General features: G+C 33.2%; 13 protein-coding genes. 2 read left to right on the forward strand and 11 right to left on the reverse strand.

Features of this window, described 5'->3' with window-relative positions; genetic code table 11:
- Positions 1-344 precede the first annotated feature (344 nt).
- The 11 genes from NZ698_RS18465 to NZ698_RS18515 all read right to left on the reverse strand — a co-directional run bounded on the left by NZ698_RS18465 (position 345) and on the right by NZ698_RS18515 (position 10,077).
- Positions 345-1,709 (reverse strand): DUF5458 family protein, encoded by a 1,365-nt coding sequence (locus tag NZ698_RS18465; protein WP_263004724.1) that lies wholly within the window; start codon positions 1,707-1,709, stop codon positions 345-347.
- Between the two features lie 15 nt (positions 1,710-1,724).
- The gene (locus NZ698_RS18470; RefSeq protein WP_263004725.1) at positions 1,725-2,186 is read right to left on the reverse strand and encodes a hypothetical protein; all 462 of its coding nucleotides are present in this window, start codon (positions 2,184-2,186) and stop codon (positions 1,725-1,727) included.
- A gap of 69 nt (positions 2,187-2,255) precedes the next feature.
- A complete protein-coding gene (locus tag NZ698_RS18475) occupies positions 2,256-4,082 on the reverse strand; it encodes a type VI secretion system baseplate subunit TssF (protein WP_263004726.1) in 1,827 nt (608 codons plus the stop codon).
- 20 nt (positions 4,083-4,102) lie between these two features.
- Positions 4,103-4,531 (reverse strand): GPW/gp25 family protein, encoded by a 429-nt coding sequence (locus tag NZ698_RS18480; RefSeq protein WP_263004727.1) that lies wholly within the window; start codon positions 4,529-4,531, stop codon positions 4,103-4,105.
- A gap of 5 nt (positions 4,532-4,536) precedes the next feature.
- Complete coding sequence (locus NZ698_RS18485; RefSeq protein WP_263004728.1) at positions 4,537-5,229, reverse strand: hypothetical protein; 693 nt, start codon at positions 5,227-5,229, stop codon at positions 4,537-4,539.
- Complete coding sequence (locus NZ698_RS18490) at positions 5,207-5,794, reverse strand: hypothetical protein (RefSeq protein ID WP_263004729.1); 588 nt, start codon at positions 5,792-5,794, stop codon at positions 5,207-5,209. The genes NZ698_RS18485 and NZ698_RS18490 overlap by 23 nt, the downstream gene beginning before the upstream one ends.
- A gap of 9 nt (positions 5,795-5,803) precedes the next feature.
- Positions 5,804-6,316 (reverse strand): type VI secretion system TssO, encoded by a 513-nt coding sequence (tssO, locus tag NZ698_RS18495; RefSeq protein ID WP_263004730.1) that lies wholly within the window; start codon positions 6,314-6,316, stop codon positions 5,804-5,806.
- Positions 6,317-6,350: 34 nt separating this feature from the next.
- A complete protein-coding gene (locus tag NZ698_RS18500; RefSeq protein WP_263004731.1) occupies positions 6,351-7,511 on the reverse strand; it encodes a hypothetical protein in 1,161 nt (386 codons plus the stop codon).
- Between the two features lie 9 nt (positions 7,512-7,520).
- Positions 7,521-8,492 (reverse strand): TssN family type VI secretion system protein, encoded by a 972-nt coding sequence (locus NZ698_RS18505; protein WP_263004732.1) that lies wholly within the window; start codon positions 8,490-8,492, stop codon positions 7,521-7,523.
- Complete coding sequence (locus tag NZ698_RS18510) at positions 8,489-9,424, reverse strand: type VI secretion system baseplate subunit TssG (protein WP_263004733.1); 936 nt, start codon at positions 9,422-9,424, stop codon at positions 8,489-8,491. The genes NZ698_RS18505 and NZ698_RS18510 overlap by 4 nt, the downstream gene beginning before the upstream one ends.
- A 2-nt stretch (positions 9,425-9,426) precedes the next feature.
- Positions 9,427-10,077, reverse strand: coding sequence for a C40 family peptidase (locus NZ698_RS18515; RefSeq protein ID WP_263004734.1), 651 nt, complete (start codon positions 10,075-10,077; stop codon positions 9,427-9,429).
- Positions 10,078-10,165: 88 nt separating this feature from the next.
- Here NZ698_RS18515 and NZ698_RS18520 point away from each other — a divergent pair, with 88 nt between their 5' ends.
- Positions 10,166-11,266 (forward strand): PKD domain-containing protein, encoded by a 1,101-nt coding sequence (locus tag NZ698_RS18520; protein ID WP_263004735.1) that lies wholly within the window; start codon positions 10,166-10,168, stop codon positions 11,264-11,266.
- Positions 11,267-11,285: 19 nt separating this feature from the next.
- On the forward strand, positions 11,286-13,757 hold the full coding sequence (locus tag NZ698_RS18525) for an AAA family ATPase (RefSeq protein ID WP_263004736.1): 2,472 nt from the start codon (positions 11,286-11,288) through the stop codon (positions 13,755-13,757).
- Positions 13,758-14,059: the final 302 nt, after the last annotated feature.

Raw genomic sequence — 14,059 nt, forward strand, 5'->3', positions numbered from 1 at the left:
ATGGTCTTCCTGTTGGGTCGGTTTCCTGTAGCATTCCGAAATCTACAGCCAAAATGTTGCGCTCAATACCCGAAGATTTGAACTTTGCTTTAAATGACATAATAATATATTTTAAGGTTAAATATCTAATAATACCAAAAATGGAAATATATCCTCCGAATATGCAATATACTTTTTACAATCACCAACAAGGGAATATATCTTCATCAAATGTATAAATTATTTTTAATATAAAAACAATTTTTTTATATTTTTTTTAATTATTATATTATGTTAAATGAAATAATTTAACATAAAAATACAGGAATAGAAAATTCCTGTATGTACATATAGATTCTAAAAATCTATTTTTGCTCGTATTCTGTTTCCCATTCGTTACCGTCATCCCCTTTGTGACCATCCATTTTGATAAGGAAGTTTTTTGCAGGGAAATAAGGTTTCATATGAATATCCAAATGGATTCTGTCTTTCTGAATAGGATCCTGCTCAAATTTTCTGATTTCAAAATTTTCAATCAGTTTACCCGGACCTGTAATACCATCAAGGAAACGAACAATCTGGTTCATAATTTCTTTTCTTGTAACAGCTGTGAAGTTTTCAAATGCTCTTCTGTTTAAGAAATCCATCAAAACTTTAGTTACATAATCAAAAACTCTAACTACAGAATAAGTTTGAAGACCTAAATTATCACCATTGAATAAAGTTTTTCCAGAAAAAGCCATTACTTTTCCATACTCATTGACCATAGGAATCAATCCAAGATTTTCAAGATTTGCGATTTCGCTTTTCTTTAAATCGAATTTAACTCCGTCAACTTCATTGATTCCACCGAATTTTTTACCTGCAGTTACCTGAGACATCAATGTTTTATAAATTTTTCCTGCCAAAGCTGCGGAAGGTGGTATATAAAGATCTTCTGTCTCATTGATGTCTTCAAATCTTCCTCTTCCTACCAACCAGTTACAAGTCATCAAAACATTGGCTCTGTAAACATCACCACCCGTCAAATAAGCCTGGTCAAACATTTCCATAACATCATCCGGTTCGTCAAGATGTTCAAAATCTGTCACCAACATTACTTTGTTCTCATGAGCCAATTTTGCCCATTTTTCAACTACTTTATTTGATCCCAAATATCCCGGAATTACAAGAATTCCATAGTTGCTTTTAAGATCCAATCTGTCATAATTATCTGATAATTCTGCATGAATTGTATCGATAAATCTTGTATTATCAAGATCTTTCAACTGCTCAAGATTGGCATTGACTACGGTAATATTCTTTACTTTCTCAGACTCTGTATTTTTATAAAACAAAGCTGCAGTTCTGTAGTTTGCTTCCAATTCTCTGGTAATATCCACAGCTTTCGAAAGGTTTTTAGAAAGTAAATCTTCAGAAGATTTTCTCTGATCTTCACAGTTTGCCACCATATCAGTCAGAGATTCACTTTTGCTGATCACATTTGCCCAAAGTTCCAATGTTTTCTTCAAAGTCTCTCTTTCTTTTTCTTTTCCTAATTCTGTAAGGAAAATTTTTCTTCTCGCCTTTCTGTCGGGATTAATATTCTGAACCCCTTCAATTGAAGTTTCTAAAAGATCAAAACCGCCGTAACGAGCTAATTTATTAAGACTGCTGTCTAAGGATACTGTGCCTTTTTTCTGCTCCAATACCGGAGCTGCAGTTTGCAAAGATTCTTCTTGTTTTGCCATAATTTGTGTTTTGTTTTAGTTATTATTAATGGTATTGCTCTCCAATTCTTTGATTAATGATTGCAAAGTATCGAGTAATCCTTTTTTTGCATCAGGATCTTCAATAGCAGCTTTCAGAATTTTGTTTGTTTTCAGTTGCTTGATGATTTTCTGGTACTGATCTTTCTCTGTTTCAAGACCGCTCAAAAATCCGCTTTGACCTGTAATTCCTTTTGTGCCAAAATCGCCAAGGTTTTTGAATTTAAGATTTTCCATTTTCACAGAACCTTCTGCGTCTTCAAAATCTACTTTGATCTCTGGTTTGAAATGTTCGAAAACTCTTTCAATGGTATTCAATCCTTCCACCAGTTCAGGTTTTACAGGATCGTCTGCTGTTAGTTTTTGTGCTAAAAGCGTTCTGTTTTGAGGGATTTCAAAAATCGCCTCACTCGCATCAAGTGGAACTTCATTTCCACCAATTCCTTTGTTTGATAACATAATGTTTTTTTTAAAGGGGTTAATAATTGTGTTTAGTTGTCAATATCATAAACTATTTTAAGTGATATTCTATTTTTCAAAAATCCTGTAAGGATAAATATTGGCTGATGATTTTTTGAGCTTAAGCAAAAAACTCTCGCACAAATATTCCCACTCAGACTCTTTTATTGTTTCTTTTATTTCGGGATTACGAATCAGAAAAATGTCTATCGTTCGACTGAAACCTCCCTTTAACGAAACTTCTTTCTTTGTTCCTTTAGAAACTTCAATATTTTTAATGGTATTTTTAAAATGATTTAAACCGAAAATCCTTATATCAGCTACAGTTACAATTCTTCCTCTCGTCAGTAATGAATTTCTGTATTCTAAAATTTTGTCTTGTGGAGAAAGACTTTTTCTTCCTCCAGATGAAGGTTTTATCATCACTGCAGTTTTGTCCAAAATCACGACATCAGAACCTTCAACAATAAGAGTTGTGGCAGGTTTGATATCATTTCCTTCTTCCGCATGGGTAAGCCAGTAAGAAATATTACAAGCAATCTCAGAGTTTTGAGAATCTGAAGTAATGACTAAGTAAGGATTATTTGCCTGTGCAAAGCTTTTCTCTTTTGCCAATTGATGCAATGCTGCAACATTCTGATTGATCTGTCGTAAGGTTTCTTTCGCACTATCTCCACCGATTCCCGAAAAAGCAGCAGTTTCGTCTTTTATTAATTCCAAAAGATATTGTAGTAATTCCGAAGCGCCACGTTGGTCGAATCTGGAAACGCCTCCTTTTCTTAAAACTGCTGAAGTTCCGTTGCTTTCGGCAGTATAATTTTTTAGGTCAAACCTTCTTCCGCTATCATCTGCAACATAATCAAGATCTAAAAAAAAATCATCTGACTGTATCGGAATAATGTTTAATCTTCCGGTAACTCTGTGATAAGACGTTACATTATATACATTTACAACCGGAATACAATTTAATGTTACACTCACATTTTCCAAGACTTCATTAACTACTGCTTCCGAAAATTTAAATTTCAGCCAAATAATATTATCTTCTTCTGCAAGTCTGTTTCCTTTAAAATATTTCTCAAAAAGCTCATCCTCTTGAGGTTTCTCGCTATGCAAGATTTTTTCTTGTATGGTGAAAAAATTAGAAAAATAATATTCATTCACATCTGTATAGATATGTTCCAGATCCGAATAATTTTTTGTAATAATATTGTCAAGATTTATATGTCCTTGATCTACATTATATCCTTCATTTAAAGAAAGTTCTTTCTCTCCGAAATAAATTTTTGCCTGTTTCAAATAATAAAAAAACAACTCTTTCTGATAATTGTTATTGATATCAATATACAGCATCAGATTTTCAAGATCAATTTTGTTGGGACAACGTATTCCTATCCACATTTCTCCGGACGGAATATGCTGTTCACCTTTTGACAGTGTATCTGTGAAAAAAAAGCTTTCAACATGATTCAGAGTATTTCCGTAAACGATATATTCTACTTTTGCTGTGGTCAATTTAGCTTCAATTGTCGGACAAAAGAAAATATCTTTACTTCCACTTTCAGCAGGATTGAAAACATTATGAATTCTTTTGCTCGTCTTAAAATGATTTTTTAATGAAATTTTTGACTGATTTTCTAAAGGAAAAACCTGAAGCAAAGACCTTGAAGGAATCACACCGGAAACTTCTTCCGGAAACATAATTTCAAGAATTCTCTCAATAATACGTGATCTTGAACTTTCAAGTTCGAATCCCAACTTCTCCAACTCCGACGCAGTTGCCGACAAAAGTAAGCTCACTACAGGATCGAAGGACGTTTCAGCTTCCAGCTCATTGTATCCCCAAAGTCTGGCTGCCCGTCGTAATATTCTGTCTTTTATTCTTTCCTGATTCATTTGTTAATCTGGTGTTTATACTAATATGAAAGCGGTCCTACAAAAAAAGAGTTTTGAAAAAGAAAAGGTCTGTTGGTTTCCAAAACCTGCCCTTTTACCGAAATAACTACGCGTTTTTTCATTCTGCTTTTCCCACTACTTCCGAGATTATGATCTCTCACAGAAACTTCTACATCTTCCAGAAGAAGTCTTTTTTCATGCAATACAATAGATTTTTTCATTGAACCTGCAATAAATTCTTTCAATGTATTGTCACTTTTCAGCAGATCAAAATCCATCTCCCAAATCTCTGTTCCGAACGTTTCATCGAACTTGCATTCTCCCAAAGCAGTTGTCGAGATGAGAAAAATCTGTTGACTTATAGAATTGTCAATAGATATTTTCTCGGCATCTTTTTTATTGACGATCATTCCAAAATCTATCGGTATTTTATAATAAATTCCTCTCATTTCTTTTAAAAATAAATTGTTCTCCTAATGTTTCCTTTGTCATCATATTCGAAGTTTTTAGAAACTTTACTTCTTCTGATGATTTGCATCTCTACTTTTGGAGTCAGCTTTAAAAATTTTTCTCGATATAAAATATCTCCTACAAAACTTTTCCCGTCATGATCATCAACAATAATAAAGTACTGTGAAATATCATTGGGTTTTGTAAAATCATTAATATCTCCTGCGTAAATCAATATATTCTGTTTATCTCCTGACAACCGATAGGTCAACTTTTCCTGCGACAAACTCCGGTAACGAGAAATGTCAAATTTTTCAATAGTTTCACTAAGCGGCTCGTAAGCTATATTTTCATATAAAAAAGAAGTTTTATCAAATTTTTTAATTCCTAAAAATGACAGAAAACTTTTCTTCGTAGTCGTTTTTACAAAGTTCAATGTGTCACGAGTAACCTGATAAGCTTCTGTTTCATTGGTTTTATCATCAGTAACTATCAACTTATATGTTGGAACTTCCACTTGGCGATTGTTGATCTTCAGAAAAACTTTTCCTACTTCCTGATCAGAAATTATAATAGATATAGTATGTTTATGCAACGCAGAGTCAGTACGCGTTACAATAATCTCTTCCTTATCTGAAGAAAAAGATTTACCATTATTAATTCCTAGATTAAGATTAAGTTCCGGAAGCGGGCTCATTTTTCTTTTTTTTGATTTTTACTTCTTCTGTTTTTTTAATTTTATAAGCAGACAGGCAATCCAATTGATTATCAATATCAATATTCTGCACTTCGCTTACATATAGTTCGTAATTTTTCTCATAAGTATATAATTTGATCATATCAATATCGTTTAGCCTGAGTTTTTGAAACTCTTTTTTACTAAGTTGCTTGGCAAAAAAACCATCACAATTGAGTGCAAATCCGTTTTTATAGGTTACCACTTCACCTGTTTTAAAAAAAACATCTAAAATCTTATCTTTCTTCACGCATACATTTTTGTCTAAAATCTGTATGTACATGAATATTTTATTTTTTCTTTTACCTAACTGGAGGGTCGCATATACATAATTGCTATTATTTACCCTTAAATGCAGAGGCGTTGTACTTGCAAATGCTTTTTTGCTGAGCTTTTGTTTGGTCTGCACAATTCCACAATCGAAACTTGCAAATGATAAACTGTCGGAAACATTTTGATCCTGAGCTTTTGTCGAGCTTATTCCGAAAAGAAAAATTAAAATAAAGAATATATAGCCTGTTCTCATTCTTATAAATTATTGAGCCTGATACAATTGACGGCAAACATCAAGATCTGTTCTCATTTTATCATACTCCGTTTTCAATGTTTTATTGATCGTGCTCAAACTATCCATTGTTGCCTGATTTCCTGATAATTGTTTGATCTGTTTTTTAGAATCAATAAGATCTTTAAAAGTAAGAATGGTATTATTATACATTACTTTATTCTTCAAAGTGTCTTTAGGAAGCTGTTTGTACATGTCTGCAAGGATTGACAGAGATAATTTTTCGTTAAAGAAATCATTTTGTCCGGGAACACCTATTGAATCTACAGCAGCTTTTACTTTTTCCAATTGAAACGAAAACTCATCCTGCTTTTCCATTTCTTTTTTCATTCTGGCGTTTTCTGTTTTCAATAAACTGTTTTCTTTAAAAGGAAAATATGCGTTGAAAAAGACTGCAATAAGTAAAACGATTACCGTGATTACAAAGAATAAAATGAAAAATGAAAAGGCTCTCGAACGTTCTTTTTTATTAAGGACTTCCATATAAATGAATGATATTTGTGTTTTTAATTAATATTTAATCTGCTAAAAAAGTTCTGCTTCGTTTCGCATGAATTACAGAATCTCTGTCATCAGTATTTTCAGAAACGAAAATGCTTCCGTCACGTTTTTTACCAATGTAATCAAGCCTGTTAAGCACTGAATATAAATCTTCTAAAGTCTTCATAAAAGTTTTCACTTTGGCAATCGTCACATCCATATGATTATGATTATAATCTGAATTGATGACATCTGAGAAAATAGTTTCAAAATGTCCCTGACTTACATTACACCATTCAGCAAAATAATTAAGCAACTCTTCTTTACCTGCTCCCGATCTTGCATCAATAAAATTTTTCAGAACTCTTGCTAATGCAACCACAGATAAAAGCATATTTGCCGGTGAAGTTTGAGGAGAAAGCCATCTGAATCTGTTGATTTCATGACCGAGATAATTCAGAGTTTTATCTGACATCAATCCCATCATCAGTGCTAAAGAATTATTCTGTTTTTTTACATGAATTTTTTGTTCGATCTGGACAGAATACAACTCAATCTGACCATAGAAACGATCAATTTCAACATATAAATCCTGCAATTTTTTATAACTTGAAACACTCACACATGGTGGAATGTAGTTCTCATCAATCTTTGATTCTCCTGCATTGACCAAAATTTTACCAATTGTTAAGTAACTTGTTCCAAAGCCTAATGTATTTTTCAGCTCGTTTTCGGGAACAAGATTTAATGAATATTCAGGTTGTGTGTAAGGATATCTTGGCGGATTTTCTTCAGGATCTGGTTCTCCATAAGGCGTTCTTTTGAAATGATTGACAGAAAGACAAGCCATTAAAACTACACTTTCGTCATTTTTTATCTCGAATGCCGCTTCAGGATATGGAATTGAGAGATTTATTGCTTCGGAAGTTCCAGTACCAATGTCTATTCTTGCTCCGCTCGGAGTAATTGCGTGACATTCTTCTACTTTTATCCTTAATAATTTATGATTATCGATGATGAGGCTCAATTTTATGGAATCATTCACAGGCAATAATCCATAATTGATCATAGAAGTATGAATACCTACAGCATCCCTTATCGAATCGCTCACGAAATTCTGAACATCAGCAAAGTGGTTTTTATTTATTTTCATCCCGTCGATCCAGTTTACGGGAAAATGATTTAGTTTCTCTATCATGGTGTCTTTTTATTCGCTTAAAACTCTTTCGTTGTCTTTTTCTTTATTATATTCAAAATCAGGAACTTCACTTTCCGATCTCCCTTCCGGAAGTGCCAAATCATTGGTTCTCATACAGAAAATCACGCTGTTTTCTTCAATTCCGTTCATGTAAAGTGTGAGATCGGGATCAATATATTTGGTTGATTCATACCATTTTGGCTGTAAAAAGAAAACCCAGCTGTATAGTCCGTTTGGTCCTTCGATTTCTATCTGATCTTCAGTATGTCTTTCATTATAATCTACTACAAAATTGTAAAACAGTCTTCCAAAATCTACTCTGGTTGGTCCTTTTGCACGGTAAACGCTATATTTTTTGGCATGTCGATCTTTATCCATCAGAAAAGTAAAAACCACAAGATCCCTCATTTCTTCATCGCTCACTCCTGCAAGTTCTTTATAGTTCTCAGGAAACTGCCATGTTTTATATATCCTTGGTGGGATTGCCATAGCTTTGTTAAATGTATCATTCAGAAAAGTCGGAATAAAGAAAACAAGGTAATGTCCCAACATCAAAAAAGTAAAATCAACTCCATTTAAAAATGTAAAAATCAGAACAAAAGGAATCGCTGAATACATTATGGTAACCAAAGCAAACAAATATTCATTCCCTACTTTTTTTGTTCCGAATTTCTTAAAATAAGTTCTGTACATCGAGCAATGAATGATTCCGATTACTAGTGAACAGAATTGATAGAAAATGAATTCGTACAAATTGTTATCTAAAAACAATTTATTATATCCCAAAAATGCAATGATCGAATAAATAAACACAATGGAAAACAGGTAAGTGTAAAATCTTCCTCTGTATTTTTGTTTAAACTCAGGAACTCTCTGTGAAAAGACCATCGTCAGAATGATGCTGAATGCCAGCAAAATAAGAAGTGCAGCCAGAATTTTAGGCTCTAATAAATGAATAAAATATTTTTTCAATTGCATCATATACGTGTGTTATATCCTAATACTGAATTTTGTTGTGAAGAGAATTCAAAATTTTCTTTTTCTTCAGGAAGTAAAATCGTTGTTTCTATTTCCACCTCGATTGGAAAAAAATATTCATAAAAAAGATCTACGAACTTCTTCATTGCCCCATCATGAATGTATTCTGAAAAATTTAACTTTTTCAAAGGTCCGATCTGCAGGTTAAAATGACTTGAATAATCATCATAACTATTACCTGTAATGAGTTCCAATCCCAACCTGGATTCGCCCAACAGAATACTTTGATCATCATCTAAGTATTTTTGATAAGTTCTGGTGCTCGTGGTAACTTTTTCCTCTAATAGAGATGAGAGTATTTCACAGGCTAAATTAATATTGCCGACAATTTTATAAGCAAATGGCAAAATCCTGATAAATTTTGAAACCAATAATGAGGGAAGATCTCTACTGATGCCCCAAAAGTCATAAAACATATCCGGAACTAAAAGACCATTTAAATCTGATAAAAAATCCTGCTCAAATCCTTCAATCTGAACTCCATAGCTGAAAATTTCGTTCTCAAAAGGCTGAAAAAATAATCTTGACTCCTTTTGCTGCTTTTTTTGAATCTGATATTCCCGGATCATCCCATCGACATCCTTTTCCGGAGAATCGTTTCTGGCTGCATGAATAAGATTTTGTGGAAGCATATCATAAAAGCCGTCTCTGGAAAGCACAATTTTCAACATTTGATTGGTGTCCAAATCATAATCGATCACGTCAGAATCTAAAACATCATAACGAAAAGCTCTCGAAAACTGACCATTCTTAAAGATTACATACTGCGACTCATCAATATCATTATTTTTCAGAAGATTATTGACAATCACTTCAGCTTTTATATCGTGTTTTAGCCACGTTATCTGCTTTGCAAGATTTTGTATCTTTTCCATGATTAGTTTTTAGGTTTTAATCTTCCTGCAGCTACATACCTCAACTGAAAATACTCGTCGTTGAAGTTATAAATATTAAGACCTTTTTCCGTACAAGCCAATATTCTGTCATTATGCAGATAAATTCCGACATCTGATATAGGATGCTCTTTATTATATCTGAAAAATAAAAGATCCCCTTCTTTCAAAAATGTTCTTCCGGTAAATAACTGAACAGCTTTTGACCGGAAAATACCATCCGGAGTTTTCTGAAAAGTTTCTCCATACACATCGCTGTATAAAGACTGTACAAAATACGAACAGTCGACACCTATTTTTTCGTCTAAGGACTGTTTTTTATATGGAGTTCCAATCCAATGATCAATATAAGTGTAGAGTTTATAGTTATTGACTTCTTTCGGCATCACTTCCATGATGATAGAATATTTTTCTTTAATTCTTAATTCCTCATCACTCAATTTTTCAAGATTATCATCCAGATTCGAGTATTGAGAATCTAAATTATTTTTTAATCCATATGAAGAATTGCTGAAATCATCCGATGAAAAGTTGTAAGGAATCTCCTGAATATATTTCTGAGAACTGCAGGATATTAAGAAAAGTATCAACCAAAATGCTGTTCCCCATCTGTAGAAGTATTTAATATTAATCATCAATGTCTTTGTGTGTTTTTACAAATGTATTTAAAAAATCAATACAAAAAACAATTTTCTATAAAAAAAACACTTGCCTGTGATTAAAATGATAAATATATTTGTACCCGACACAAAAAACGCAATGAAGAAAACTAAGATTAATTTATTTTCGAATGTTGATCCCAAAGTATACGCAAGTTTGGGAATCCTTTTAATGATCAGTCTAATTGTACTTTCTTATCAGTACACCCGACATGTAGATTGTGAAAACGCAAAGTTCATTGTTCATTCTGATGAATTTATGACCAATCGGGTTGTAGAGTTTTACGACAATACCGACGGAGCCAAATCCTGGGAGTGGGATTTTGGAGACAGTACAGCTGTTGATATAAGGCAAAGAACTCTGCATAAATATAAAAAACCGGGAGATTATATTGTAAAACTGAAAATTAACGGAAACTGTACTCACGAAAAGCTAATAACAATCTCAAGCATCAGTCAGCAAAAAGGATATTTGCCTACAATTATAAGTCCGAATGTAGTTGCTGTAGGAGAAACGATAAACTTTGATGCCGCTAAAGAAGGTGGAGAATCCTGGGAATGGAGCTTCGGAGAAACCACCAGAACGGATGCGTTAGAAAGAAACCCTTCTTATAAATTCAAGTCAGTCGGTGAAAAAAAAATAACATTGATCGTAAACGGTGATGTAGAACATACAGCTGTAAAAACAATTTATGTTGCACCAAAAACAATCAGAGCAAAGCAAAATTTAGACATCAAATCTTACGAATTTGAAAAGCCTCACGTTGCCTTCTCTTTACCAGTCGGAGCTGCTCAGAAAGATCCTTTGGTAGATATGCTTCAATATATTCCGGTGTCTCCTAAATCTAAACTGAAGAAAGATTCTCTCGTTGCAGAAAAGAAAGCTCCGGAAATCTCAAACGAACAAATGCAATTGCTTCTAAATCAGGTTACTGCGCAACTGAAAACAAAAGATGATTTTAAAGATTATGTGTGCGGAAAATATGATATCCCGGTGGTTGTCAATGATAAAAAATTAGTTCCGTTTGATCAGTTTTGTCAATTAATTGCCGGAAAAAAAATAAAAATCACAGCATTAAGAATCAATAAGGATCAAAAAAACTGCATTCAAAATTTAAATATTCAGTATAAAGTCAAAAAAATGATGATTTGGATCAAAGAATAAAAACACAAAAACCAATACGATGAATCAAGAAGAAATTACTTACAGCCAGGAAGTCACCAAAGCCCTGAATATTGCCCAAAAAATAGGGAGAGAAAATCTTAACGCTCAATATACCGGAGCTCATTTATTAAAAGCGATGCTCAACCGTGATCTGTCTTTATTGAAACATTTAGAAAATCTATGTGTAGATGTTTTTTATCTCGAAGAATGGGCAGAGGTAAGAATCGAAGAACTTCCAAAATCTCCCAACAAATACTCTTGTGAACCCGATGAAGTAATCGATGAAATATTTGCAGAAGCAGATCAGATAAGAGAAATTTTAGAAGAACAGGAAATTTCACTTTTTGCAATCATGGCAGCAATCAGTTCTCCGGGAGTTGCATTCAGTTTTGATCAGATGAAAACGTTTCCTGTAACAAGAAACGAATTATTAAAAGACGTAAATTTATTTGGAGAAGACCATATGACAGGGACAGCCGAACCTACACAAAAAGCAAGTAAGGGATTTATTCAAAAATACTGTATTAATACAAAAGACAAAGTCAAGAAAAAAAACAGAAAAGAATTATTGGTTGGAAGAGATACTGAAATCAATAAAATCACAGAAATCCTGTGCCGATACAGCAAACAGAATGTTTTGATCATTGGCGATCACGGAGTCGGGAAAACTGCGTTGATTGAAGGCTTTGTACAGAAAGTTTTATTAAAACAAATTCCGGATATATTAGGCGGACTGGAAATTTTCGAACTCGACATGGGAGCACTTATTGCAGGAGCTTCGTATAAGGGAGAAATCGAGGATCGCATCAAAAATATTGCACAGGAAATGAAGGCTATTCCAAAAGCCGTTTTAATTATTGAAGAATTTCATTCGCTGTTTGGAAACCATGGTTCAGATTCAGGAATTATTAATCTTTTAAAAAGTGAACTTTCTAATGGTCTTACCTTGATCGCAACCTCAACGATTGAAGAATATACCAAAAAAATCGAAAAAGAACAAGGTCTTGCAGGAATGTTTGAACTCCTGAAACTGGAAGAGAGCACTGACGAAATCCATTTCAGAATGCTGAAACAAACTCTTGAAGATTATCAGATTCACCATAAAATCAGTATTGATGACCAAACGATGAGAGAAGCGATAAGACTTTCTCAAAGATATATGAAAGAGAAAAGTCTTCCTGCTTCTGCGATTGATCTTATTGATCATACAATGTCGGTATTAAAAACTGCCGGAGAATCTTTTTTAAAGGAAAGAAATCATCTTCTTACAAGAATTATTCATCTTGAAGACAATACCAATAATTATCTTGAAGATGAAAGAAAAATGCATGCAGACTGGTTGCTAAAGGATTTAGTAGAAAAAACAAAATACCTCATCAGTACTGCCGAAACAAATGAACATGAAAACGAACTTCCTGAATTTGAAAGTACAGACCCTCTTTTAGCCTATTCCCGAAATCTTATTGTGAAAACCGAAAAAATTGCTCAGGAAAAAAGAACAAACATTACCGATTTTGATCTTGCATTGATCATTTCACAAAAAACTAACATTCCTATCGGAAAACTGAAAGAAGAAGAAAAACAGAGACTCAACGAGATGGAGGGAGTTCTCGCCAAAAGAGTTGTCGGACAGGATCATGCAATTACCATTGTCTCGGAAGCTGTATTGGAAACCCGTTCAGGATTGAGCAAAGCAGGACAACCGATCGGTTCTTTCTTTTTCCTGGGACCAACCGGAACTGGGAAAACGGAATTGGCAAAATCTTTGGCAGAGTTTTTATTTCAGGATGAAAATGCTATTATCCGTTTTGACATGTCTGAATTTAAAGAAGAACATTCGGCAGCGTTACTTTATGGAGCTCCTCCCGGATATGTCGGTTACGAAGAAGGTGGACTTTTAGTCAATAAAATTAGACAAAAACCCTATTCGATTGTACTTTTTGATGAAATTGAAAAGGCGCATACCTCCGTATTCGATGTCTTTTTACAAATCATGGATGAAGGGAAACTTCATGACAGACTAGGAAAAGAAGGAGATTTTTCAAATGCTATCATTTTATTTACTTCAAATATCGGATCAGAATTTATTGTTGAATCATTCGGGAACGGTGAAATTCCCCAATCTTCTAAATTACTGGAAATGATGAGTCGTTTTTTCCGTCCGGAGTTTTTAGGAAGATTGACCGAAACGATTCCTTTTGCACCAATCAGTAAAAATAATGCATTGAAAATCTTTGAAATTCACTTAAAAAAAGAATTATTGGATCTTGCAAAAGGTTTAAATATCAATTTAAACATTACCGAAGAAGCAAAAGAGTATTTATCAACCGAAGGTTATGACATAAAATACGGAGCAAGACCACTAAAAGGTGTTATCAGAGGAAGATTAAGAAGACCTTTGGCAAAAAAAATCGTGTCTGGAGAATTTAAGGAGGGAGATGATATTGAAGTTTCACTTAGCGATCAGGAATTAATTTGGAAAAAATTGTAATTAATAATTCATAAATCCAAACAGGAGAAATATTAACACAGAAGAAAGGTTGCAAAATTTGCAACCTTTTTTTAAATAAAATCATGTAATTTAATTTACATCAGAATCATCATACTTTATTTTTCCATCAACTCCCTTTTTATTTTTTATACAAAAAACATCATATTTTATAAAAGGCATTTAATAAATCAAATTATAAAAATTTGTAAGAAAACATTGATCAACAGCAAAATTTCACATAAAAAAGTAAATGGATTTTTACATTTTCACCTTTAAAAAGTTCCTAAAAACAGATTAATCTA

This window comes from Chryseobacterium edaphi, assembly GCF_025628985.1.
Classification (GTDB): Bacteria; Bacteroidota; Bacteroidia; order Flavobacteriales; family Weeksellaceae; genus Chryseobacterium; species Chryseobacterium edaphi.